The sequence below is a fragment of the Bacillus sp. FSL R7-0646 genome (assembly GCF_037969865.1).
In the GTDB taxonomy this organism is placed as follows: Bacteria; Bacillota; Bacilli; order Bacillales; family Bacillaceae; genus Bacillus; species Bacillus licheniformis.
Window position 1 is genome coordinate 922924 of record NZ_CP150217.1, and the last position, 24348, is coordinate 947271.

Consider the following 24348-nt stretch of genomic DNA (forward strand, 5'->3'; position numbering starts at 1 on the left):
GTATATCCTCTTTTCCTATATTTATTTAAGACGGTTGTGAAGGTACTATATGAGCGCCGTTTTTTCCATAATGTATCATGCCTCTTGTAGTCTCTTCATATTTACGGGTCTCTGTATTATAGTATTTTACTATTACTTGACCAAAATCCACTCTTTCTTTGTTTCCTTTTTTTAACATATCTCCTGTGCCAGCATATTTATCAAGCAACTCTTGCGCTTTTTTATTATCCCCGTAGAAGATACTCTTGGTTCTGCCATTTGCAACTTCTTGTTTATAATTTGGTGTTCCTGGAATATGTTTTTCTTGAGCTCCTGGTTTAACTTTTGCAGGGAAACCATTTACTTCACGGTACGGACCTTTTGGTACGGATTGTTTGCCATAGGAAGGTGTTTTATCTACCTTCGCAACTTTCTTTCCCGCCTCTTCACCTTTAAATAACTTAAATCCTTTTTTCCCGTACTTTAGCAACCGACCAACAGGTGTTAAAGAAGTTCCGGACGCAGCACGCTCGACATTAGAGACTTTTTCACCTGTGTCCGGATCTCTGCCTGTTATGACCCGAACCGCATCATTACCGCCCGCTATTTCTTTTGCAACAAAATCCCCTATATCATTTACTGGTTCTAAAGGAGTTCCTTCAAAATCTCGCTTAAGATTCCCTTGGCTTCGACTTTTTGGAATACGTTTAACAGCTTCCATCTCTACTTTACCGTTTACAATGTACTCTCTTACGATTTGACCATTTTCATATACATGGTAACGCCCACCGATATATTTAATGTCTGCCGGATTTTGAACCACTTCATCGGCGACATCAACTGTTTTGACCCTTTTCCATCCTTTATGATTATATAGTTTACCATCAATGACCCGAATATCTCCATAAACCTTCGGATATTTTTCTGCTTCGTTTTGCAACGCATTCAAATCAAAATCGTTCGCATAAACGTCTTGATTGATATTTTCTTTATTGTCTTCCCTAATCACCGTATCCACATTAGATCGTTTATTTTTGTTGAGCTTTTCAAGCATCATCTCCATCGGAGACGGTTCGACATTCTCCAGTTGGCCCTGAAGTCCGCCAGGTAGTCCGTTTATTGTAGAGTTATCATCCGACTTTAAAATCGCGCCTTTTTGATAACTGGTGATTTCTATTTTGGGACCGGTATACATTTTTTCGAGCCTTGCGATGTATCTCTGCATCGTCTCAAGGTCGTTTTCAGCCGTCTTCAGGGCGTTGGTTTGCCCGCGGTCAAACGCATGGAGCTTTTCAAGAGTCGTGCTGATTTCCTTTAACGCTTTCTGATTTTGTTCATGAAAACCGCTGTCATTCAAATCCGGTAAATCGACAATATGGCTGACTTTTGCGATCGTGGCGTTGGTTTTAGAAACCAAATGTTTCGTTGTGCGATCAGCGGCATTCAAGCCATTCTCCAACTCATGCCCGAGAAAGGACTGTGAAATAAATCCGTTATGGTTTGGTTCCAGGGAATTCAGCGCGCTTTTCATTTTCTTCAGCGCGGAACTGTATTCCTCTATAAAAGTATCATAGAACTGTAGAAAAGGGGTGTGGCATTCCTCGTAAAAGGCGCGGATCGCGTCGCCGCCTTTTCCCTTTAAAGCATCATCAAGTGATGTGATGCCCTCAACAGCCTTTTTGACTTTGGCGATTTCGTCTGATTGTTGTTTTAATTGTTCCAGCGTTTGATCTATTGCATTGTGCAGCGCCTGAACATCAAGAGTCTTCATGGCATTCTCCTCTAATCCTTTTGGTTACAATCAGTATAGAGTTTACCACTATACGGAAACCAATTGGGGAATAAATCCTGTTCATCCATGAAAATGAATCTTATTGATCAGGTCTATAAACCTAAATACTATTGTTTTTGAGAATAAACCGATCTTGATTTTTTAGAAGCTTTAATAGCTTAAAAGATCTTAATTGGTTTTCGAGGATGGAAAACCATGATATAATTACCAGTAAAGCATTTTTCAAGATCCAGGAGGTCCGCCCTTGTTTAATATATATTGTGATGAGAGTTGCCATTTAGAAAAGGATAATAGTGATGTAATGGTATTAGGAGAAATGAAAGTTGATGCTCGTTTTCTTCCTGATATCTATAATCGCATTCGTCAAATTAAAGTTAATCATGGTTTAAGCTCTTGGTTTGAAGTAAAGTGGACAAAAGTTTCAATGAGTAAAATAGACTTTTATTTAGATTTAATTGATTATTTTTTTGATACTGCAGCTTTAAGTTTTAGAAGTGTTGTAGCTACAGGAAAAAAAGAAGTTAGACCACAATACATATAATGAAAGTGATTATGATAATTGGTACTATAAAATGTATTTTCAATTGTTAAACCCATTCACGACGTTAACCGTGTGGCGAATAAAGTCAAACGATTCCAGCTGATGAACGATGTTTTCTGATGGGATTTACGGACTAAAAATGAAGGCTAAATTGAACCGTTACTGAAGTAATGAAAAAGGCCCTCTTTTCACAGAGAGCCTACTTTTTAAACGAATTCATACTGACATATTTAATCTTGTTGCTGGGGGTTATACTGTTTTAACCATTCTTTTGCATTTCCACATGCACTTAGTATATCGTGATGGTTAAAACTTAATAAATAATCATTGTTTTTATTAGTGACATAGAATTCGACATTAAACATTTCAGATAATATCTTTACTACATTATTCCCCCCATCAATTTTATAGGAAGATTTTTCATCTGAAGGGTTAAACATTAGAATTGCTTCAGAATCTGCAATATAATCGGCTATCCATTGCCAAGCATCTTGGTTTTGTACAGAAAAATCTTTCTCTACAAACTCCCACAACGGAAAATGCTTTTTCCCATTCGCGTATTTATTAGCCAAATTATGAAATATGATTTCTGTATCATTTGTTGATAATTCATTTACCTTAATGTCAACTGACTTAGCGGCAGTTAAAATTTGTTCTTTAAGATCCCACATACTAACTCCTCCAAAATTATCTGTTTATAGGGACTGAGTCTACTAAAATATGACCTCTAATTGCTCCTCCGCCACCTCTTTTCCCAGCGGTTTGATATCCAGTGTGAGGAACATCCGGGCCGTTTTTGGTATGGCCAACATCTATATTAACTTCCGCCCCATTTTTAGATCTCCATTCAACAGGGAATGATTTTCCATTTTCGTCTTTTCCCCATTTTGTAACTTTAAATTCTTTTTTAGGTACTCCAGTTCTTTTAAAGGCTTCATCTAATGCATCTTTATATGTCTTACCTGTTCCTCTAAAATCCAAGTCTATACCTTTTTTAAACTTGTATCCTGTTATACTTCCCAGCTTAGTGTTTTTTTCTTTGGTTGCAACGGGAGCGGTCTTCTTACCAACATCTCCAGCTGTTTTAGCCCCTTTATCCACCTTCGAAACTTTTGCTAGCTTATCTCCCTTGCGAATCCATTTGACAATCCTCAATGGAGGCGTTAAATTAACAGCGGCCTCGAACCGTTCAAAGAGAGAAAGCTTTTTGTATGTATCAGGATCATATCCCAATGCAGCTCGTTCAAAGTCACTTTCACCTAAGAGCTCCAAGCCAATTCTTGAATATTTCTCTAAATCACTTACTTCTTTATCCTCTGCAGGAGGATCGTCAACCAACTGTATGCCGACGACATATTTACCATCTAAATAATAACAGTATTTATGACCATTCACATATTTATAAACCTTTTTTAGTTTTTCTAATTCTTTTTCACTCAGGTTTTCTAATTCTTCGTCAGTATACACTTTTTTGGACACTTGTGTCGCCAATTTTTTTAATCGATCTGGATCGGCGAGAGTGTTAATGTCCGCATCTTCTTTGTCTCCGACTTTTTTCAACATGACACCCATCGCTGTTTCTTGATTTCCACTCAAGGTATCCATCTCATCCGGCTTTAAAATCGAACCTTTTTGATAGCCGGTTATTTCAATTTTTGGTCCGGTATACATCTTTTCGAGCCGCGCCATGTATCTCTGCATCGTCTCAAGATCGTTTTCAGCCGTTTTGAGGGCGTTGGTTTGCCCGCGGTCAAACGCATGGAGCTTTTCAAGAGTCGTGCTGATTTCCTTTAACGCTTTCTGATTTTGTTCATGAAAACCGCTGTCATTCAAATCCGGTAAATCGACAATATGGCTGACTTTTGCGATCGTGGCGTTGGTTTTAGAAACCAAATGTTTCGTTGTGCGATCAGCGGCATTCAAGCCATTCTCCAACTCATGCCCGAGAAAGGACTGTGAAATAAATCCGTTATGGTTTGGTTCCAGGGAATTCAGCGCGCTTTTCATTTTCTTCAGCGCGGAACTGTATTCCTCTATAAAAGTATCATAGAACTGTAGAAAAGGGGTGTGGCATTCCTCGTAAAAGGCGCGGATCGCGTCGCCGCCTTTTCCCTTTAAAGCATCATCAAGTGATGTGATGCCCTCAACAGCCTTTTTGACTTTGGCGATTTCGTCTGATTGTTGTTTTAATTGTTCCAGCGTTTGATCTATTGCATTGTGCAGCGCCTGAACATCAAGAGTCTTCATGGCATTCTCCTCTAATCCTTTTCATTACAATCAGTATATAGTTTACCACTTTATAGAAAGTACTTGGTGAATATATCCTGTTCAACCATGAAAATGAATCATTGGGCTTAGGTCATTATTTCTATTGATTCATTTCGATTACCGTAAACAAGTTTGTTGTAGCATTCTTTAGGCTCTGTGACTAAACCAAAAAGCCATTTGTTTTAAATTGGTCTTTCGGTATCACGAAAATTTCGTTTTTTGGGCTGATAGAAGTTTTGCAATTATGAATTGTATGTTAATCTTTAACATAAAAAGGATGTTAGCTGGAAGGGAATGATGGCAGTTGGAGACTATCCCGTCTTCAGAAGTTGGAATCAAAATAAACCGCTGGTACAACGAAATTCAAAAATTAAACGTAATAGAAGCAGAACGATTAAAGGCGGAAGTTCACTTAGCTATAGAAAGAATGGAAGAAGATCAGGACTTGCTTTCCTATTATCAGCTTATGAATTTTAGACATGAGTTAATGTTGGAATATCTTTTCCCGGCAGAAAAAAAGCTGAGCAAATCTGATTATCTTAGGGAAATTGAGGGACAGGGAAGAAAATTGTCAGGCTTGCTCGAATACTATTTTTCCTTTTTCACCGGAATGTATCATTTTTCTCGCGGAAAATACATAAAGGCAATCAAGGCATATAGAGCAGCAGAAAAAAAGTTGACGAAAGTTTCAGATAAAATAGAAAAGGCTGAATTCTATTATAAGATGGCGGAAGTGTTTTATCATATGAAACAGACTCATATGTCAATGTATTATGTGTCTCTCGCTTATGATATTTATAAATCCTATGATGCATATGTGATTCGAAGAATTAATTGTCTATTCGTTGTTGCTGGGAATTACATTGATTTATCAACCCATGATCAAGCTTTACCGCATCTTTTAAGCGCTAAGGAATCCGCGGAAGACATTCAAAACAAGGCGATCGTTGCAAAGGCTCTTTTAAATGTAGCATATTGTTATAATGCAATGGAGAGACCAACAAAAGCTATTGAATACTTTCATAAGGCGATTGATGTAGCAAAGGAAATAAAGGCAAAAGAACTGACTCAGGCTTATTATGATTTGGCATTAATTCACTTTCGAAATAACGAAAATATTGAAGGACGAAAATTTTATGAAAAGGCGCTTGAAAGTGCGCGGGTATTTGAAGATGAATTATTCCTGTGTCTGTTGGATGTTTTAGAGGCACTGTTTATAAAATCAGCTAATAAGTCAGAGGTACTAGAAACAATGAAACCATTACGGGATAGTCGTGGTTACCCCTATCTTGAGGAACTGGCATTAGAAGCAGCTCTATTCTATACTAGGAATGAGCGGCCAAATGATTCCATATTTTTTTATGATCAGATGGTGCAGGCTCAGAAACAAATCAAAAGGGGCGACTTTCTGTATGAAATCTAAGCTGTTTCTTTCGCTGACCCTTGCTTTGGGCTTGTTGGTCGTGTCGAGCGCTTCCATTCACACATCTGTTGAACAACAACATGCAGAATTTTCTGTAGCATCTAGGCTCGCAACATAATTGTGTTTGGGCAGGTCATGTGATGGCCTGCCTTTTTGGTGAAAGAATTATTTTAGTTTGAAAACCAGAACGATTGTGTTAATACTCATCTTTCTTCGTCCCTTGTGTTGGAATTTTCATCATATCAATATTTGAATATGCGGCTGTCCGCATTATTAACAATTTTAAATTTTTTGCACAAATTTTATACAAAGGCAGACAAAAACCTTGATATATCAATGGTTCTATGGGTATATTCAACCACGACCACCGATATCGCTAAAAACCGTATTGCCAAACGACGAAAGAGCGTTCCTTACACAAGGAATGCTCTTTTTGTTTATTCCTCATCAAAGCGGAGAGCCGCCAACATAAACGCAATGACCAACTGTTGTCCGCACTCTCACTCTTCATTCAGCGCACCGTGAAATGATGCATACCGTTCAAACAGTTGTCCCTTCATTGAAGTCCATTCAATCAAGATCACACTCAGTAAGTCAGTAAGAATGAAGCACCTTGTCATCGACAAGGTGCTTTTCTTTATACCAATGATGTGTTCCGATCCTCCGACCGCCTTTTTACGTTTTGTTTACAAGTTGATCAAACTTTAGCGACATCTGCCCGCTATATTGAATACAGCATGGCTTCACCTAAATATAGGAAAAGGATTAATTTTTTTTTGAGGAGGAATACAGTTGTCAATTCGCATTAAACTGCCTGACGGGTCCGTCAGAGAATTTGAGGAGGAAGCAAGTATTGAAGATGTTGCTGCTTCCATTAGCTGCGGTCTGGAACATGCGGTTGCAGGTAAATTAAACGGAAAGCTTGTAGATTTATCAACTCCGCTTCAGGACGGTGCACTCGTTGAAATTGTCACCCGGGACTCAGCAGAAGGACAGAAGATCGTGCGTGAAAAATCGCGGGGGAAAGGGCGTATTGTGGCACTTGACGCAGCACGGGGACTGGCGGTCATCGGGATGTATTTGCAGCACTTCGCCTTGAACGAAACGAACGGTTCGATCGTTTCCGGGAATACGACGCTTCTATTTGTGCTTTGCGGCGGAATCTCCTATTCGATCATGGCCGGGCGCATGATGGACAGAGGAATGGAGCCGGCCGCATTTCGGACGCGGATGCTTGCCCGCGCGGTATTTATCGATATGATAGGATATCTGCTCATCATGCTGAATACTCCGTTCGGGGTGATTTTGCCGGCTTATGCTGCACTTTTTGTGCTGGCATTGGTGCTGATTCGCCGTTCGACGCGTGTGCTCGTTACAACAGCAGCTGTTTTGCTTGCGGTGAGCCCGCCGCTGATGATTCTCGGAGGGAGCGTCCTGTCGGGAGCAAACTTGCTTGGCGATATTGCAGGCGGCCCGATGTCGGCGCTCGCACTTGCACCCGCTTTCGTCGCCGGTATGGCAATCGGGCGCTTTGATCTGACCAGGATGCGTACGGCACTTTCGCTAGTAAGCAGCGGCGCAGTCATGCTTATCGTCTCTAAGTTATTGGGCGTTTTCGTTCTTCCTTGGCTGAGCCGTTCCTTCGAAGAATGGCTCGTAAGTGTTCAAGGCACCGCCGGCGCCGAGCCGGATCAGTATGCAATCTGGCCGCACAACGTGGCACCGCCGCTTTGGCACAATCTTCTTTCGATAGCTCCGCACAGTGCGTCAACTTTCCAGACGATGCTGGGGCTTGGGGCTGCCTTTCTGGTTCTAGGAATGGTATGTCTCGTGCCGCAGAAGATTTCTGCAGTGCTAAAGCCGTTCGCGGGAGTCGGACGTGTAGCGTTGACGATGTATGCAGCTCAGTTTGTTGTCATATGGGCTCTTGAAATCTCGGGGGCCAAGTATGATATCGGGGCAATTCCATTCGGTGATCTGTTCGTCGCGGCCGTGGCGACGGTGACAGGGTGGCTGATTGCACGGCTTCCTACCGGTCCGCTCGAGACAGCGATGCGACGCTTTGACCGGGCATTCAGCAATTTGGGACCCGTCACGGGACCGGCGAGACTGAGATAGGCGGTCTTCAACATGTTGCCTGAAGGAACCGAGAGGCAGCTCCTTCAGGATTTTAGCCTGTCGAGAGGAATATGCAGTGGATGAGTTCATGCTGAACCAGAGTCCGAGGAAACTTGTATAACCAAAAGTTCTACAGGCCTTTGTTTATCTATAAATGAAATCCAGCTAAGACCCCTCACCCTTGTATCGTCTTTTCTCTTATTACAATTTGAAAATATTAAGAAATGGGGATGTGTTTAAGAAATCGTGCACAAAGTGTTATCTGATGTCGGTTTTATCGCTTATGATGCTGCCAAAGGGAAGATTATGGCCTTCACGTATAAAGATCACAACAAGAACTTAACTGTTTTCGCTAACGATTTAACCAATGACGATCATCCGCAGCATCAATATCGGTTGCTGGCTAATTCGATTTTCAATGCCGCTCCCGGAAAAACTGACAATGCTCCATCATCAAAACGGTGAGAGGTTGGAAAGCTAAAGTTCAAACGGCTCGCAGGAGGCGTCTCGTCCAAGGCGTCGGAAGCAGAACTGAAGCATGTTATCGTTAGTAAAGAAATGTTCAGTCGCATCACGCATTAAATAGCAAGGCTCTAAAAACTGCCCTTGATCCGAAGGGCAGTTTTTTCTTGGTCTATGGCAGCATCGTCCTTTCTTCCAGTTAGAAAGCTTCCGATTGGCGGGCCTCTATGTTATAGCTATTGAAGGTCAGCATACTTGTGCAATAAAATGAAGAGCGGAGAATATGCAGTGGTTCGCATAAAAAATTTTACTTGCACGAACAGTTGACATTCAGTAGTCACAGTGATTTGATAAAGGAAATTCGAATACAGAAAGACGGGAGCTGAAACATTGAAGAAACTGGTGAAGGTCAGAGGAATTACATTGGGTGAAGGCCGGCCAAAAATCTGTGTGCCGCTTGTCGGAAAAAACCTTGCCCAATTAAAAGAAGAAGCGGCTTATTTTCAAACGCTTGATGCCGATATTGCGGAGTGGCGTGCTGATTTTTATGAAGATGTAGATGACGTTGATCAAGTCTGCGCGGCATTGGCGGAAATCCGCGGCCTTTTAAAGGACACTCCGCTCATTTTCACTTTCCGCAGCGCCGCCGAAGGCGGAGAAAAAGAGATCAGCACAGCGCGATATTTTTCTTTAAATGAAGCGGTTGTTAAAACAGGGCTTGCCGATGTGATTGATATCGAGCTGTTCAATGACGAAGAGCAAGTGAAAGCGCTGGTGGAAACAGCACATGGTCATGAAGTGTCCGTGATTATATCTAATCATGATTTTGAAAAGACACCAGCTGCAGAAGAAATTGTTTCCCGTTTGCGAAAAGCACAGGAATTAGGGGCTGATCTGCCTAAAATCGCGGTGATGCCGGAAACCACGGCTGATGTCTTGCGTCTGCTTGAAGCCACTTGCACGATGAATGAGAAGTATGCAGATCGGCCGATTATTACGATGTCAATGGCCGGCAAAGGTATCATCAGCCGCCTGGCGGGCGAGGTATTCGGTTCAGCAATGACGTTCGGTGCCGCAAAGAAAGCTTCAGCACCGGGGCAGATTGCAGCTGGTGAGCTCAAGGAAATCCTTCATATATTGCATCGCAATTTATAACTTGATGATTGAGAGGAGCCTGGCTGACAGCCGGCTCCTTTGTCAGTTTTTTCGTAGTCCTAACGACTCATTTATCTTTCTTTTCGGAATCGTTTTAACTTTCCCTTTTCATTCATAATGGGTTGTGATACGATAATCACGAAATTTAATAGCATTACTAGGGGTGCCCGAATGCGGGCTGAGAGAGAGACACGCGTTTCTTAACCCTTTGGACCTGATCTGGTTCGTACCAGCGTGGGGAAGTAAAAAGGATTCGAGAGAAGATGGGGAATGGGTATGGTCCGTCTGTCTTCTAGCGATTTTACTGACTGTAAAACCAGGTTCAACATATGAGCCTGGTTTTTTGTGCTGGTGCTGTTCCGGAGTTTCGTCCTGATCAATTTTTTAGAGGGGAAGGATTTTTACATGAAACAGGAGTCAGTACAGCAAACAAACATCTCGATCATGTCAAGTTTTTCAGGGAGCCGGAAAGTGTATGTCGAAGGGTCGCGTCCTGACATTCAAGTGCCGATGAGAGAAATTTCTTTAAGTCCGACGACGGGTTCGTTTGGCGACGAGGAAAATCAGCCTGTCCGCGTCTACGATACGAGCGGTCCCTATACGGACGCCAATGCGGACGTTGATATACTCAAGGGGCTGAAACCTTTGCGGGCGACTTGGATCAGGGAGCGCGGCGATACCGAGGAATATGAAGGCAGAGAAATAAGGCCGGAGGATAACGGCTACAAAAGCAAAGAGAAAGCGAGCCACAGCTATCCAGGATTGAAACGAAAACCGCTGCGCGCGAAAAAAGGGCAAAATGTCACGCAGCTGCATTACGCAAGAAAGGGGATCATTACGCCCGAAATGGAATTTATCGCGATCCGAGAGCACGTATCCCCCGAATTTGTTCGTGATGAAGTGGCAAGCGGACGGGCGATTATTCCGTCAAACATCAATCATCCGGAAAGCGAACCGATGATTATCGGCCGCAACTTCCACGTCAAAATCAATGCCAACATCGGCAATTCCGCTGTCACCTCTTCGATTGAAGAAGAAGTGGAAAAAATGACATGGGCCATCCGCTGGGGCGCTGATACGATGATGGACTTGTCCACAGGTAAAGATATTCATACAACGAGAGAATGGATCATCCGCAACTGTCCGGTGCCTGTGGGAACAGTCCCGATTTATCAGGCGCTTGAAAAAGTAAACGGCGTCGCGGAAGATCTTACTTGGGACATTTACCGCGATACATTGATCGAACAGGCTGAGCAAGGCGTTGATTATTTCACGATTCACGCCGGCGTCCTTCTCCGGTATGTGCCGTTAACAGCAAAGCGCGTCACCGGAATCGTATCCCGCGGCGGGGCGATCATGGCGCAGTGGTGTTTGGCTCATCATGAGGAAAGCTTTCTGTACACCCATTTTGAAGAGATATGCGAGATTATGAAAACATACGATATCGCATTTTCGCTCGGAGACGGTCTTCGTCCCGGCTCGATTGCCGATGCGAATGATGAGGCCCAATTTGCCGAATTGGAGACGCTCGGCGAGCTGACGGAAATCGCCTGGAAGCATGATGTTCAAGTAATGATCGAAGGACCGGGACACGTGCCGATGCATAAAATCAAAGAGAATGTCGACAAGCAGATGGAGATTTGCAAAGAGGCACCGTTTTACACGCTCGGTCCGCTGACGACCGATATTGCACCGGGCTACGACCATATTACATCGGCGATCGGAGCGGCGATGATCGGCTGGTACGGAACGGCCATGCTTTGCTATGTGACGCCGAAGGAGCATTTGGGACTGCCGAACAAAGATGATGTCCGCGAAGGCGTCATAACATACAAAATCGCGGCCCATGCGGCTGACCTTGCAAAAGGGCACCCCGGCGCGCAAATCCGCGATGACGCGCTTTCAAAGGCGCGCTTTGAATTCCGCTGGCGGGATCAGTTCAACTTGTCGCTCGATCCGGAAAGAGCGCTCGAATACCATGATGAAACCCTTCCGGCGGAAGGCGCCAAAACGGCACACTTTTGTTCAATGTGCGGGCCTAAATTTTGCAGCATGAGGATTTCTCAGGATATTCGCGACTACGCCAAGGAAAACAACCTTGATGAAGAAAAGGCTATCCAAAAAGGATTGGAAGAGAAGGCGAAGGAATTTAAAAAAGCAGGCGGCAGCATTTACAGTTAAAAGCGGGCAATACAGCAGATGAAAGGGGAACCTTTCATCTGTTTTTTTATAATATAGGGTTGACAGGTCGGAATAATATGAATTAGTATGTTATTTAATATTTCGGAAAATTCCATCAGCGCTGATCGGTCAACCGAAGGCTCTTATCTCAATTGGGATAAGAGCTTTTTATTTTCAGTTTTAGAAAAGAAAGGAGAACAAGATGTCTTTATCAATTCGTGTGAATGAAAAAGCATTTGGAAAAGGCAGCTTTAAAACAAGCGTGCTCCAAGACGTGAAGCTTACGGTCGAAAACGGCGAATTTTTGACTGTCATCGGTCCGAGCGGGTGCGGAAAAAGTACGCTCTTAAAAATCGCTGCCGGTCTTGACGGGGATTATGAAGGACGAATCAGCATGAAAGGAAGAGAAATCAAGGGCCCGGGGATTCAGCAAGGCTTCATCTTTCAGGAGCATCGGCTTTTTCCATGGATGACGGTTGAGCAAAATATCGCCGCAGATTTAAGCCTGAAAGAACCAGCAGTGCGAAAAAAAGTCGATGAATTGATTGAAACGGTACGGCTGAAAGGTGCGGAGAAACAGTACCCGCGCGAGCTGTCCGGCGGAATGTCGCAGCGGGTCGCGATTGCCAGGGCTTTGCTCAGGGAGCCTGAGATTTTGCTGCTTGATGAACCCTTCGGTGCCTTGGACGCCTTTACGAGAAAGCATCTGCAGGATGTACTGACAGACATTTGGAGAGAAAAGAAGATGACGATGATCCTCGTGACGCACGATATTGACGAATCGGTGTATTTAGCCAACCGGATCGCAATTCTTACGGCAAAGCCGGGGAGAATCCACAAGCTGATTCCGGTCGATCTGCCTTTTCCGCGCAGCAGAACATCGCCCGTTTTTCAAACAATTAGACAAAAGGTGCTGAAAGAGTTCGAGACAACGGAAACATTCAGCTTTCAGGAAGGTTCAGGAATTTGAGCAGAAAGGAGCGGAAAAACGTGAAAAAATGGCCGTTGTATGTGCTGGGCTGCCTGTTGCTTCTTGCGGGCTGTTCAGCAGCCAAATCAAGTGAAGGGGGCGGAGATTTAAAAGAGATCAACATCGGAGTGCAGCAAAGCTTAAGCCCGTTGCTCCTTGCGAAAGAAAAAGGCTGGTTTGAAAAAGAGTTCGCAAAAGAAGGAATTAAAGTGAAATGGACAGAGTTTCAAAGCGGTCCGCCGCAGTTTGAAGGTCTTGCCGCGGATAAACTCGATTTTTCCCAAGTCGGAAATTCACCGGTGATCGCAGGGCAGGCGGCTGGCATTGATTTTAAAGAAATCGGCCTTTCTCAAGACGGTTTAAAGGCGAACGGCATTCTTGTGAAAAAAGGGAGCGGAATCGATGACATAAAAGATTTGAAAGGAAAGAAGGTGGCGGTGGCAAAAGGCAGCAGCGGGTTCGATTTCCTGTATAAAGTGATCGATAAAGCGGGTCTGAAGCCAACAGACGTCAACATCATTCAGCTTCAGCCTGACGAAGCCATGCCGGCATTTGACAGCGGAGCGATTGACGCCTGGTCGATTTGGGAGCCGTTTTTGTCTCTTAAAACGATCAAAAGTGACGCGGACATATTGGTTGACGGGGAACAAATCGACAAGTATTCCCCGGGTTTTACGCTTGTACGAAGCAAATTCGCCGAACAGCATCCGGATGAGGTGATTCGTTTTCTGAAGGTGTATGACAAGGCCGTGAAATGGCAGAAAACCCATAAGAAAGAAGCGGTTGAAGCGTACGCAAAAATTAAAAACCTCGACAAAGAGGTCGTTGAAAACGTGCTGAATAACACCGAACCGTTAAATGAGCCGATCACAGACCGCATCATTCAAACACAGCAGGAGACCGCCGATTTTCAATACAAATTAAAAGCGATTAACAAAGAGATTGATGTAAAAGAAGTGGTCGACAATTCATTTATAAAAATAGCGCTGAAAGAAGGAGATGACAAATGAGAGCTGTTTCATCAAGCACCCCCTCGATCCAGCCGAAAACAGGCGCAAAACTGAGACCGGCCGCTTTTCGGCTGGCATGGGGGAAGGGATTTGTATTACCCGTCATGTTGATTTTATTATGGCAGCTTGTCGGGTCATTGGAGCTCATATCAAAAACCGTGCTTCCGGCTCCTTTAGATATATTGCTTACATTTCGGGATCTTATCGTATCAGGAGAGCTTTTCACTCATTTAGGCATCAGCATTCAGCGCGCCGCGCTCGGCTTTTTCCTGGGGGCCGGGCTCGGGCTCCTGCTGGGGCTTGTAATCGGGTTTTCGAAAATTGCCGAGGATTACCTCGATCCTTCTCTGCAAATGCTGAGAACCGTTCCGCATCTCGCCGTCACGCCGCTGTTTATCTTATGGTTCGGTTTCGATGAGCTGTCAAAGGTGCTCTTGATCGCTCTTGGGGCTTTCTTCCCGGTATATATCAACACATTTTCAGGGATCAGGGGCGTCGATTCGAAACTGTTCGATGTGGCGAGGGTATTGGAGTTCCATTGGCTGAAGCAGGTGACAAAGCTCATTCTTCCTGCATCGCTCCCGAACATTCTCTTAGGCATCCGCCTGTCGCTCGGCGTATCGTGGCTGGGCCTTGTTGTTGCCGAGCTGATGGGATCAAGCGCTGGAGTCGGCTATATGATTATGGATGCCAGACAGTTTTCGCAAACCGATAAGGTGTTTGTCGGGATTTTGATTTTTGCCGCCGTCGGCAAGCTGACGGATTCATTCGTCAGAATTCTGGAAAAAAAGTGCCTTGGCTGGAGAAACAGCTATCAAGGAAACAAAAAGTAAAGGGGAGATCTTTTTGGACATTTTATGGTTTATTCCGACTCATGGCGACGGACGTTATCTTGGTACAAACACGGGAGGAAGAGCCGCAGATCACACCTACTTTCAGCAGGTGGCGCAGGCGGCTGACAGGCTTGGGTATACAGGGGTTCTTCTTCCGACGGGAAGATCGTGCGAAGACCCGTGGATTACCGCAGCCGCTCTGGCGTCAGTCACGAAAAATCTGAAGTTTTTGGTCGCTGTAAGACCCGGTTTGATGCAGCCGTCGGTTGCGGCGCGGATGGCTTCGACATTCGATCGTCTTGCAGAGGGCAGGCTTCTCATCAATGTGGTCGCCGGCGGTGATCCGTATGAATTAGCCGGCGACGGCCTGTTTATCAGCCATGATGAACGGTATGAAGCGACAAATGAGTTTCTCGACATATGGCGGTCGCTTTTAAAAGGCGAGACCGTCAGCTACTCAGGGAAACACCTGAAGACTGAAAACGGGCGCTTGCTTTTCCCGCCCGCCCAACAGCCTCATCCGCCAATCTATTTTGGCGGCTCGTCAAAGGCCGGGCAGGAGACTGCCGCCAAACACGCGGACGTCTATTTGACATGGGGAGAGCCGCCTCATCTCGTCAAAGAAAAAATCCAATCTGTCAAAAAGAAGGCTGAAAAAGAAGGGAGAACCGTCCGTTTTGGAATCAGGCTGCACGTGATCGTCAGGGAAACGGAAAAAGAGGCCTGGCAGGCGGCGGATAGACTGATCAGCCGCTTGGAGGATGAAACGATTGCCGCAGCCCAAAACGCGATGAAACGGATGGATTCATCAGGACAAAAGAGGATGGTTCAGCTTCACCAGGGAAACAGAAGCAATCTTGAGATCAGCCCGAATCTTTGGGCGGGGATCGGACTGGTCAGAGGCGGAGCGGGAACAGCGCTCGTCGGTGATCCGGAAACGGTAGCCAGCCGAATAAAAGAATACGCCGACATCGGCATTGAGTCCTTTATCTTCTCAGGTTATCCACATCTTGAAGAAGCGTACCATTTTGCAGAAAAGGTTTTTCCGCTCCTTCCGTTTCGAACGAAACTTCAAAGTAAAGCATCAGGCGAAGTCATCGGAAATGACCATTTTCCGTCGAGGCAAAAAGAAAAAACCGTTTAAATAAAAAAACTCCAGACATTCTGGAGTTTTTTATCTGTTTTTATAAAATGAAAACATATATGAAAGATGCTGAATAATGATCAGCATAAAGATGACGATAATCGGAAAAGACGGAATCCTGACTTGGAAAAACGGATAAAAGATCAATAAAAGCGCTGCGACCGGCATCGCCACATACAGCACGATATATGATGTTCTGCATGCTTTTGCGGTAATCATCTGCTCTCTTTCATCCTGCTCTTTAAATTCGTCGGGGACGAGCATAAAGCGCTGCTTGCGTGAACCGCTTTTTTTCTCCAAGTATGTGTAAATCGAAAGGACGAGCCCAAAGAGAAGGATGGGAATCAGATTAAACACAAAATGAAGCTCTGAATCGTTTGTTTTCAGGCTTTTGGCAATTTGTTCCGATGTGTGGAAAAAGGTTATAAACGTCCAGCATGCGAGTCCGAACAGAAGGATGTGAAAGAAAGTCCGTGTTATCATATTCATTCGTTTTTGTCCCCCTCTAGCCAAAATACGTCTTCCATTTTTAATTGAAATTCCTTGCAAATTTTCAAAGCCAAAAGAAGCGACGGTATGTAATTGCCTTTTTCAATGGCCGCAACCGTCTGCCTTGTAACCCCGATCGCCTTTGCAAGGGCTTCCTGTGAATACCCGTATCTTGCTCTCAATTCTCTTACCCTGTTGTTCATCCTACCACCTGCAATTCTTCGTTTATATAGTATATTTGACATATTGTTAAATAGATTTGACATAATGTTAACTTGTTTTTACAATGTAATCAATATCTTTTGATCTAGGATCGGCAGGTTTGTAACGGCAACATTTAAATTTATACATAAAAATAACAGAAATGGAATAGATAAAATAGAATCATCTCGTTTTTTTAAAAAAAGGACTTTGAGGGTATTTTGGCTTCTGGATTCCGGGAGAAGAAAGGGCTTATTATCCAGTTCTTTTTTCTCGAACTCCTTGTATGGCGCGAGATTTATAAAGAGAAAAAATAAGAGAAAAAGAAGGCGGGAAAATAAGACAAATAGATTATACAGGCTTCGTAAAATGGAAACGGGGCTTAAATTTTCTCATTCAAGCCGAAAAGGGTGGGACATTAGATTGAAAAACCAAGAGATCCTTAAATAAATAGTTGGAACGTAGTGTTTATGAAATAGGAAATTTCATAGATTTCAGTATGATTTTGGATATGTTACTCTTTGGTTACTTGATAGAAAGGAGGGGGAAAAATGACATACGCAGCACCTCAGGTTGACTATTCTGTCAATCCGTCGATCGAAGATCAGGCTTGGTTCTTGGTGTTTGTTGCAGTGCTTTTGGCACTTGGAGCAACTGTTGTTCTTGGCGCCGCTGTATGGTGTGTGGCTAACGGAAACGGCAGCTTCACGGGATCCGTCAAATGGGTCAGCGGTTTGCAGGTCAGCATCGAATGTAGGAAATAGCCATACTTAAGTATCTGTTCACAACAACAAGACATATTTGATGAGGCTTAACCGTCTGTGGGGGGCGGTTAAGCTTTTCCTGACATTAATCATACCCTGGAGGCATTATGTTTATAATAGATCATCTGTCTAAAACATATAAAAACAATGTGACTGCCGTTAGCGGGTTTCATATAAAAATCGAAAAAAACCAGATCGTCGCGATAGCGGGTCCGAACGGTTCAGGGAAGACGACGATCATTAACTCCATTTTAGGAATCATCACGCCTACCGAAGGAACCATTCTGTTGGATGACCTGCCGAACACGACGGCGGAATTCAAGCAGAAATTCGCCTACGTTCCCGATGAACTCCTTTTGCCGGACGCCCTTTCAGCCGCAGAATATTTGGATTTTGTATCTTCTATGTATCATTGTACATCAAATGAAAAACGGAAACAATTAATCGAGCTTTTCGATATGAAAGAGGCTTTGCAGGAGCCGATTGAAACGTACTCGCACGGAATGAAAAAAAAGACGCAGCTGATCGCCGCTTTTATGCTGGAGAGCGAATTTGTCATTATGGATGAGCCGTTTCGCGGGCTCGATATAGAAGCGGTCATCAATACGAAAAAGCTGATGAAGCGCTATGCGGCCACGCAAGGGTCGATACTGCTGGCCACCCATGACATGCTTTCTGCGGAAGAACTGTGCGATAAGATAGCAATTCTATCAAAAGGCGTCAAAATGGATGAAGGAAAAGTGAAAGAATTGAAGGCTAAATATAACAGCGATTCACTTGAAGAAGTATTCTTAAAAGCTTCGATGCTGAGTGATAGGGGTGCTCATTTTGATCAAATCATTCGAAATTTCTAAAATGATGCTGAAAATGTGGCAGAAGGAAATGGGCAAGCTCTTTAATACCGGTACAAAAAAAGCGATCGCCGTGCTTTTTTTGCTTTTGGCGGTAACGATGGGAAGCATCATCGGCTACAGTTTTACAGGCATGTTTTTAAGCGCGTTTCTGAACGGCGAAGTTCGTTCTCTCGGATTGTTCGTGATTTCCATGTTTATGAACGCGTCGATTTTTACATTTGTTTTCTTCATTTTATTTAAAGTAAGGACGCCAGAGCAGCACAGCTTTTCCATGCAGCTCAGCTGGTTTCCGCTGACGGCCTTCCAGAGAAGCCTCGGATATTTCATCCCGTTTGCCGGAGCGGTTTCATTTCTTGTCCTGTTTATGATTTTCATTCTGCTGATTCCGAACTTTGTCGCCAGCGGTGTTGGGTTTTGGTTTGCTTTTGCGTTTTTTGCACTTCTTTTTGTACAGATCATCTTTTTCTTTTCGCTTCTCAATCTTGTCTATAACTTGGTGTATATGTTGATTTTAAAATTCGGCTTTCCGCTGCAAAAGTTTTTTTCAATGTTTGTCCTTGTCGTGTTAGCCGTGTTTTACGGAATCACATCATTCGATCTTGGAAACATTCAGAACGCTTATTCGTCTTTTGATTATCATTTGACATATTTTGCAGCGCCGCTGTTTCTCATGCTGAACGGTCAGGCGTCGGATGCCGGCGTCATTCCGATTGTGCTGATCTTGACAGCAGCAGTCACGGCCTCTTTTATGTCGCTGAATGTTGTGCCGATCCTCACTGAAAAAAAATCATCTAAACTGTTTTCATTTATTAAAATCCCGTCATCAAAGCCGCTGTCTTTGGCGGTGAAAGAAATAAAGTCTCAAGCCCGAAATGAAGAAAATATTTTAAACTTCATTTTTTTGCTTTTGGCTCTATGCTTTTTGAAATACAAGTTTCAGTTTGGATTTACCGGTGAGAGCTATTTGGTTCTGGGAGGCGTGACAGGTATCATCGCCTTCAATTCATTTGGCAACGATCTGCGGATGATGCAGATGTATAAGGCGCTTCATTTAAAAACGGCAACGGTACTGTGGTCAAAATATCTCGGGCTCTGTATGCTCGGCCTCATTCAGCTCTTTTTGTTTTCCGTGCTGACGTGGACTTTCCCGGAGAGCTTTCCGGTCTTTTTAAAGACGGTTGCTGTGATCTTAAACTCGATTGCGATGTTCTATTTAGCGGGCATTATTTTTCCGCTTGACCGAAACAACCCTTATATGGGGATCTTTTCTTTCGGAATGCTCCTGCTCTTTTTGATTCCGCTGTTTTTCATCGTGAATTATGCGGTTGATAACGTCACGGGCGAAGCGCTGCTGTTTTTCATACCGTGCCTTGAATTACTGCTGATCCTGCTTTTATACGGAGGGTTTAAATGGAGGTACCATTATGATCATTAATATGTTGAAATCGCTGGCCGGAATCAAAAAAATTCCCTATTTCCCAGAGCATGTGACACTGAATCGGAAGCATATTTCAGATCATGATCTTGATGCTGATTTTCCCATTAATCCGACTGCTTATCAAATGCTGAAGGAAGTCGACGGGAAAAAAGACGAGCTGGAGATTGCCGAAGCTCTCAAAGGTGTGTTTAATGTCAGGGAAGAGGTGCTGCAGAAAGATTTGCACGAATTGCTGACAGGGCTCAACCGCCGTTATTTGATCAATTGGAGGTACGGAGAGGGCCCGTCTTTTGCGGGAGTGCTTTATCAATTCTTCAGCCAGTATCATATCCGCTACAAGGAGAGGTTTTCAAGCCATTCTGATTCGTTTCTGCTGTTGTACATAAAGTTTCTGCAAGTGATTTCTAAGAAAATCATCGTGTTCTGGCTCGTCTTTTTGATGTTGTCGCTTGCAGCGTACACCGTTGTTCCGGATGGATCGATCGTCGGCATCGCGGCTTATTTTTCCGTCATCTATTTCGGGTTGATTACCGGAACGGCGCTTCATGAAGTGATGCACGGCATCGCGCACCGGAAAGCTGCCGGCAGGAACGGCCCGCAGGGGTTTTTAGCGGCTGATATGATGTCAGTCAAATTTGTCCGCCCTGTCATGTCGCTGCATGATAAAAGGTCGATTTGGATTACGGCGTTGGGACCGCTTGTTCCAGGTGTGCTCGGAATAGCCGGCGTGCTGTTTACGGTCTTTTTTCTTAAGGAAAACGCGGTTTCCGTCGGAGTGCTGCTGTTCTTTTCCACCTATGCTTTGCATATGATGTATCTGCTTCCGTTTATGGGTGACGGAAAGTCGATTATGAAACAGCTGATGATCAGAGGAATTGGAGGTAAATCATCATGAATACAAACTCTTTAAAGCAGGGACTAATCTTTGCCAGTTTCTCAAGCTTTCTCGCATTTCCGATGCTTGCGACTGCGCTTTTGTTTTATCACCTTTTTTCAAATCAAACGAGCAATGATATCTTGTTTAACAGTTTGTCGTTTGTCATGGAGAGCGAATCGGCTTTTTCATTCCAGGTGAAGCCAAACTTTTTCTTCATTATGATCGGGCTGTTTATCGGCATTTTTATTATAACGGCTGCGATTTCATCAATTTATCAGAAAAAAAAGGGTGAATCTTAAAAGAGCTTGCTTCCCTGAGGCAGGCTTTTTTTATTTGCATCGGCAGTCAGGTTGTGGTAAATTTAAATCGTAATCATTACGCTTTGGAATAAAGGAGGATACTCAGAGTGGCCAAGAAATCAAAAATTGCTAAAGAAAAAAAGCGCCAAAAGCTTGTTGAACAATATGCAGAACTCAGAAAAGAACTAAAAGAAAAAGGCGATTACAGAGCTTTGAGCAAGCTTCCGCGCGACTCGGCGCCAGCAAGGCTGCATAACCGCTGCGAAGTGACCGGAAGGCCGAGAGGATATATGAGAAAGTTTAAAATGTCGCGGATCGCGTTCAGAGAATTAGCATATAAAGGCCAGATTCCAGGTGTGAAGAAATCCAGCTGGTAATCTGTCAATGTCCGGAAAAAAGCTGCCGATGTTAAATCGGCGTTTTTTTTCGACAAATTTTTAATATACCCTTGACGAAATTTTAATAAACGTGTAACATAATAAAAGTCAAAACGATGATGTTGTTTTTAGTGATCATATGCGGGTGTAGTTTAGTGGTAAAACCTCAGCCTTCCAAGCTGATGTCGTGGGTTCGATTCCCATCACCCGCTCCATACATACTGTTTATAACGCAGTGTTTCGTTTCTCAGATTAAACGAAGCATTGCGTTTTTTCATGTATGAAATCATCATAAAAAACCTGCTCTTTTCAAGAACAGGTTTTTACGGAAAGACGGCTGAAATGTGCCTGCCGCCGTGAATTTGTTCAAACATTTTTGTCAAAGAATCGAGCAGCCGGCTGGCTTCTTCTTTAGATAATGACGGCCTGAAAAAGACGAGCTGCAAGGCATCTTTTGTGTCCGCTCCTGCATGATGAAGACTGAGGTTTTCGGTGATCGTGCCGAATGCTCCCGCATCATCGGAGAACGTGATGATCTCGTCCGGGCCGCCGGGTTCGATTTTGATCGGCCCCTTCAAATTCCGGGCGTCATATATATGAACCGGAATCAAATATTTGAGAGAGAAAAAACGGCTCAGATCAACCGCTGAATTTTTCGGCTCGACAAAGCGCTGCTCTTTGATGTCTTCCAGCATCCGTTCGAGTCCGCTTTCCCGGCCTGAAAAAGACGGATTCAGCTCCCTGAAGGCATCATGCCATTCTTTTACGGCCGATTCATCTTCGATACTGCGGTCGGCATAGTCAAAAAACAGCGATTCCTGAAAAAGGCGGAGCCGGCCTTTAAGCATTTGCGGGGAGCCGTTGATCTCAATACCTTGATATAACACAGCGCCAACCTTAAATGAAGGAATGCGGTTTAAAATAGCAGGCGCAATTTGCAAACGAAGTTCCAATTTTAATTCAACTCCCGTGTCATGGTACACTCTATTATACAGAGAGCGAAAACGAAAACAAAGAAAGGAGGCTCTGCGCGATGGATGTGAAAAAACTGAAACAGGATGTCATCGAATTCGCACAGCAAATCGGCATTGATAAAATCCGGTTCGCCAGTGCAGATACATTTGAAACATTAAAAGAACGATTGATTGAGAACCGGGCCCTTGGCTATGAATCAGGCTTTGAAGAACCCGATCTTGAAAAACGGACGAACCCGGATCTGCTTTTGCCGAAGGCGAAGTCGATTATCGCCATCGCCCTTGCATACCCCTCAAAAATGAAAGACGCGCCGAGAAGCAAGAAAGGCGAACGAAGGGGCATCTTTTGCAGAGCTTCCTGGGGAAAGGATTATCATCATGTCCTGCGCGAAAAGCTTGATCAGCTTGAAGAATTTTTGAAAGCACAGCGAAGCGATGTCAGAACGAAGTCGATGGTGGACACCGGTGAGCTTTCAGACAGAGCTGTCGCAGAGCGTGCGGGCATCGGCTGGAGCGGAAAGAACTGCATGATCATTACGCCTGAATTCGGATCTTACGTTTACTTGGCGGAAATGATTACGAATATTCCCTTTGAGCCTGATGAGAGGATCGAAGACCAATGCGGCTCATGCAACAAGTGCATCGAGGCATGCCCGACCGGCGCGCTCGTCAAGCCTGGGCAGCTCAACTCCCAGCGCTGCATCGCTTTTCAGACGCAGACAAAGGGTTTTCTGCCTGACGAGTTCCGTACGAAAATCGGAAACAGGATCTACGGCTGTGATACGTGCCAGATGGTATGCCCGAAAAATAAAGGGGTCGATTTTCATCTGCATCCTGAAATGGAGCCGGACCCTGAGATTGCCAAGCCGCTTTTAAAGCCGCTTCTGACGATGTCGAATCGCGAATTCAAAGAAAAGTTCGGCCACGTGGCCGGCTCATGGAGAGGCAAAAAGCCGATTCAGAGAAATGCGATTATCGCACTTGCCCATTTTAAAGAAACGGACGCTCTCCCTGAACTGATTGAGCTGATGCACAAAGATCCGCGGCCGGTCATCAGGGGAACCGCCGCATGGGCTGTCGGAAAGATCGGCGGAGCGGATGTGATGAGTGAATTGGAGCGCGCGCTCGCGCACGAGCAGGATGAAGACGCAAAAGCTGAAATTCAAAAAGGCATCGGCCTGTTAAAAGAAACGAGTGCGACTAATTGAGGGCTGTCCTGACATATGTTTAATGATGAGAAACGAATTAACAAACATATGGTGGTGTAGCCCTTGAAACAGATCATCGAGCAGCTCCTGAAAGCCAGACTTCAATACTTAATTAACGGCAATGATGAAACAAACTGGCGGGATGCCGGAGGTTTTGAAGTCATTGAACGGAAGCGGAGGCTTTTTCAAAAACGCGGCGTGCATATCGTGAAGGCCAATATAGAAGCGGCTGTAAAAGAGCATTGGCTTGATGAAGACGGCGCGTCACATGTGAACTATCAAACCCATACCGCATATTTGTGCAAAGACGGGGATGATATGTATATGGAAGAACATATGGAAGACAGAAACGCCCTTTTGTATGATCAGATGGTCATTAAAGACTCCGAGGCCCTGCGTCCGGCCGCACAGTCTCATCCTGAGCCTGAAAACGGCGATGAAGATATGCGCGAATTGCTGGGAAGGGCGTTCCGCTATGACCGGCTTGCCGCGGTGCGCTATGCTGAAACGTATTGGAATAAACGAAATCCTGCTTATAAAAACTTTGAAGACAATTGCACAAACTTTATTTCCCAGTGCATAAGGGCCGGAGATGCGCCGATGCGCGGCTATCCGAACAGAGGCAAGGGCTGGTGGATGCAAAACCATTCCTGGAGCTACAGCTGGACTGTCGCTCATTCGCTCAGAACCTTTTTGAAGCATTCAAAAGCCGGTCTCCGAGCGGTTCAAAAGCCGGCTGCGAAAGAGCTGATCGAAGGCGATGTCATCTGCTATGATTTTAACGGAGACGGCAGATTTGACCACGTGGCCCTTGTGACAGCGAAGGATAAAAGCAATATGCCGCTGGTGAACGCGCAAACGCACGACTGCCGGATGAGGTACTGGTCTTACGAAGATTCGCCTGCTTATACTTCATCGATTCGATATGCGTTTTTTCATATATCAGATGATACGACAAAATCGAAATGAGTGGTATAATAAACAGCGGATT

The 24348-nt window shown here is 44.4% G+C and carries 24 protein-coding genes, 1 tRNA gene and 1 riboswitch; of the genes, 19 read left to right on the forward strand and 6 right to left on the reverse strand.

The genetic code is table 11. The annotated features are described in order from the left end of the window. Positions 1-25: 25 nt before the first annotated feature. Positions 26-1750: a T7SS effector LXG polymorphic toxin gene (locus tag MKY62_RS04625; RefSeq protein ID WP_107026729.1), complete on the reverse strand. Its 1725-nt coding sequence runs from the start codon at positions 1748-1750 to the stop codon at positions 26-28. A 265-nt stretch (positions 1751-2015) separates the two neighbouring features. On the opposite strand from MKY62_RS04625, the gene MKY62_RS04630 reads away from it, so the two are divergent. Beyond that, complete coding sequence (locus MKY62_RS04630) at positions 2016-2312, forward strand: DUF3800 domain-containing protein (protein ID WP_011201595.1); 297 nt, start codon at positions 2016-2018, stop codon at positions 2310-2312. A gap of 230 nt (positions 2313-2542) precedes the next feature. Here MKY62_RS04630 and MKY62_RS04635 read toward each other — a convergent pair whose 3' ends face one another. Together MKY62_RS04635 and MKY62_RS04640 are read right to left on the reverse strand one after the other, a co-directional pair. Then, positions 2543-2983 carry a DUF6756 family protein gene (locus MKY62_RS04635; protein WP_009329006.1) on the reverse strand — a complete coding sequence of 147 codons (441 nt, stop codon included), beginning with the start codon at positions 2981-2983 and terminating at the stop codon, positions 2543-2545. Positions 2984-2999: 16 nt separating this feature from the next. After that, on the reverse strand, positions 3000-4559 hold the full coding sequence (locus MKY62_RS04640; RefSeq protein WP_011197679.1) for a T7SS effector LXG polymorphic toxin: 1560 nt from the start codon (positions 4557-4559) through the stop codon (positions 3000-3002). 325 nt (positions 4560-4884) lie between these two features. On the opposite strand from MKY62_RS04640, the gene MKY62_RS04645 reads away from it, so the two are divergent. The 9 genes from MKY62_RS04645 (at position 4885) to ssuD (ending at position 15876) form a co-directional block, all read left to right on the forward strand. Next, entirely contained in the window at positions 4885-6003 is a 1119-nt protein-coding gene (locus tag MKY62_RS04645) for a Rap family tetratricopeptide repeat protein (RefSeq protein WP_003179978.1), read from the forward strand. A 792-nt stretch (positions 6004-6795) separates the two neighbouring features. Then, on the forward strand, positions 6796-8121 hold the full coding sequence (locus tag MKY62_RS04650; protein WP_009329004.1) for a TGS domain-containing protein: 1326 nt from the start codon (positions 6796-6798) through the stop codon (positions 8119-8121). A 246-nt stretch (positions 8122-8367) separates the two neighbouring features. Further along, positions 8368-8586 (forward strand): hypothetical protein, encoded by a 219-nt coding sequence (locus MKY62_RS04655; protein WP_003179982.1) that lies wholly within the window; start codon positions 8368-8370, stop codon positions 8584-8586. Between the two features lie 387 nt (positions 8587-8973). Further along, on the forward strand, positions 8974-9738 hold the full coding sequence (aroD, locus tag MKY62_RS04660) for a type I 3-dehydroquinate dehydratase (RefSeq protein WP_003179983.1): 765 nt from the start codon (positions 8974-8976) through the stop codon (positions 9736-9738). A gap of 149 nt (positions 9739-9887) precedes the next feature. Continuing rightward, positions 9888-9996, forward strand: a riboswitch (TPP riboswitch). Between the two features lie 147 nt (positions 9997-10143). Next, positions 10144-11919: a phosphomethylpyrimidine synthase ThiC gene (gene thiC, locus MKY62_RS04665; protein ID WP_003179984.1), complete on the forward strand. Its 1776-nt coding sequence runs from the start codon at positions 10144-10146 to the stop codon at positions 11917-11919. A 202-nt stretch (positions 11920-12121) separates the two neighbouring features. Beyond that, the gene (locus MKY62_RS04670; protein WP_003179988.1) at positions 12122-12889 is read left to right on the forward strand and encodes an ABC transporter ATP-binding protein; all 768 of its coding nucleotides are present in this window, start codon (positions 12122-12124) and stop codon (positions 12887-12889) included. Between the two features lie 20 nt (positions 12890-12909). Further along, complete coding sequence (locus tag MKY62_RS04675) at positions 12910-13899, forward strand: aliphatic sulfonate ABC transporter substrate-binding protein (RefSeq protein ID WP_035334153.1); 990 nt, start codon at positions 12910-12912, stop codon at positions 13897-13899. 104 nt (positions 13900-14003) lie between these two features. Beyond that, complete coding sequence (locus MKY62_RS04680; RefSeq protein WP_223307105.1) at positions 14004-14732, forward strand: ABC transporter permease; 729 nt, start codon at positions 14004-14006, stop codon at positions 14730-14732. Positions 14733-14745: 13 nt separating this feature from the next. Continuing rightward, entirely contained in the window at positions 14746-15876 is a 1131-nt protein-coding gene (gene ssuD, locus MKY62_RS04685) for an FMNH2-dependent alkanesulfonate monooxygenase (protein ID WP_003179995.1), read from the forward strand. 30 nt (positions 15877-15906) lie between these two features. On the opposite strand, the gene MKY62_RS04690 is transcribed toward ssuD, so the two are convergent. Then, positions 15907-16365, reverse strand: a complete 459-nt coding sequence (locus MKY62_RS04690; protein ID WP_003179997.1) for a hypothetical protein — start codon at positions 16363-16365, stop codon at positions 15907-15909. Then, entirely contained in the window at positions 16362-16568 is a 207-nt protein-coding gene (locus MKY62_RS04695) for a helix-turn-helix transcriptional regulator (protein WP_003179999.1), read from the reverse strand. Before MKY62_RS04695 ends, MKY62_RS04690 begins: the two co-directional genes overlap by 4 nt. 549 nt (positions 16569-17117) lie before the next feature. Here MKY62_RS04695 and MKY62_RS04700 point away from each other — a divergent pair. The 7 genes from MKY62_RS04700 to MKY62_RS04730 all read left to right on the forward strand — a co-directional run bounded on the left by MKY62_RS04700 (position 17118) and on the right by MKY62_RS04730 (position 21390). Beyond that, positions 17118-17330: a hypothetical protein gene (locus tag MKY62_RS04700; protein WP_003180000.1), complete on the forward strand. Its 213-nt coding sequence runs from the start codon at positions 17118-17120 to the stop codon at positions 17328-17330. Between the two features lie 107 nt (positions 17331-17437). Next, complete coding sequence (locus tag MKY62_RS04705; protein WP_003180002.1) at positions 17438-18184, forward strand: ABC transporter ATP-binding protein; 747 nt, start codon at positions 17438-17440, stop codon at positions 18182-18184. Next, the gene (locus MKY62_RS04710) at positions 18150-19619 is read left to right on the forward strand and encodes a hypothetical protein (RefSeq protein WP_011201596.1); all 1470 of its coding nucleotides are present in this window, start codon (positions 18150-18152) and stop codon (positions 19617-19619) included. Before MKY62_RS04705 ends, MKY62_RS04710 begins: the two co-directional genes overlap by 35 nt. Continuing rightward, a complete protein-coding gene (locus MKY62_RS04715; RefSeq protein WP_003180005.1) occupies positions 19609-20517 on the forward strand; it encodes a PqqD family protein in 909 nt (302 codons plus the stop codon). Before MKY62_RS04710 ends, MKY62_RS04715 begins: the two co-directional genes overlap by 11 nt. Beyond that, complete coding sequence (locus tag MKY62_RS04720; protein ID WP_003180008.1) at positions 20514-20798, forward strand: hypothetical protein; 285 nt, start codon at positions 20514-20516, stop codon at positions 20796-20798. The genes MKY62_RS04715 and MKY62_RS04720 overlap by 4 nt, the downstream gene beginning before the upstream one ends. A gap of 107 nt (positions 20799-20905) precedes the next feature. Further along, positions 20906-21175: a 30S ribosomal protein S14 gene (gene rpsN / locus MKY62_RS04725; RefSeq protein ID WP_003180010.1), complete on the forward strand. Its 270-nt coding sequence runs from the start codon at positions 20906-20908 to the stop codon at positions 21173-21175. 141 nt (positions 21176-21316) lie between these two features. Beyond that, positions 21317-21390: transfer RNA gene (locus MKY62_RS04730), tRNA-Gly, on the forward strand. 108 nt (positions 21391-21498) lie between these two features. On the opposite strand, the gene MKY62_RS04735 is transcribed toward MKY62_RS04730, so the two are convergent. Further along, positions 21499-22128, reverse strand: a complete 630-nt coding sequence (locus tag MKY62_RS04735) for a hypothetical protein (RefSeq protein WP_009328997.1) — start codon at positions 22126-22128, stop codon at positions 21499-21501. Positions 22129-22208: 80 nt separating this feature from the next. Between MKY62_RS04735 and queG the strand changes: the two genes are divergently transcribed. Together queG and MKY62_RS04745 are read left to right on the forward strand one after the other, a co-directional pair. Next, entirely contained in the window at positions 22209-23357 is a 1149-nt protein-coding gene (queG, locus tag MKY62_RS04740; protein ID WP_003180014.1) for a tRNA epoxyqueuosine(34) reductase QueG, read from the forward strand. A gap of 63 nt (positions 23358-23420) precedes the next feature. After that, positions 23421-24326 (forward strand): amidase domain-containing protein, encoded by a 906-nt coding sequence (locus tag MKY62_RS04745; protein ID WP_009328996.1) that lies wholly within the window; start codon positions 23421-23423, stop codon positions 24324-24326. The last annotated feature ends 22 nt before the right edge of the window (positions 24327-24348 follow it).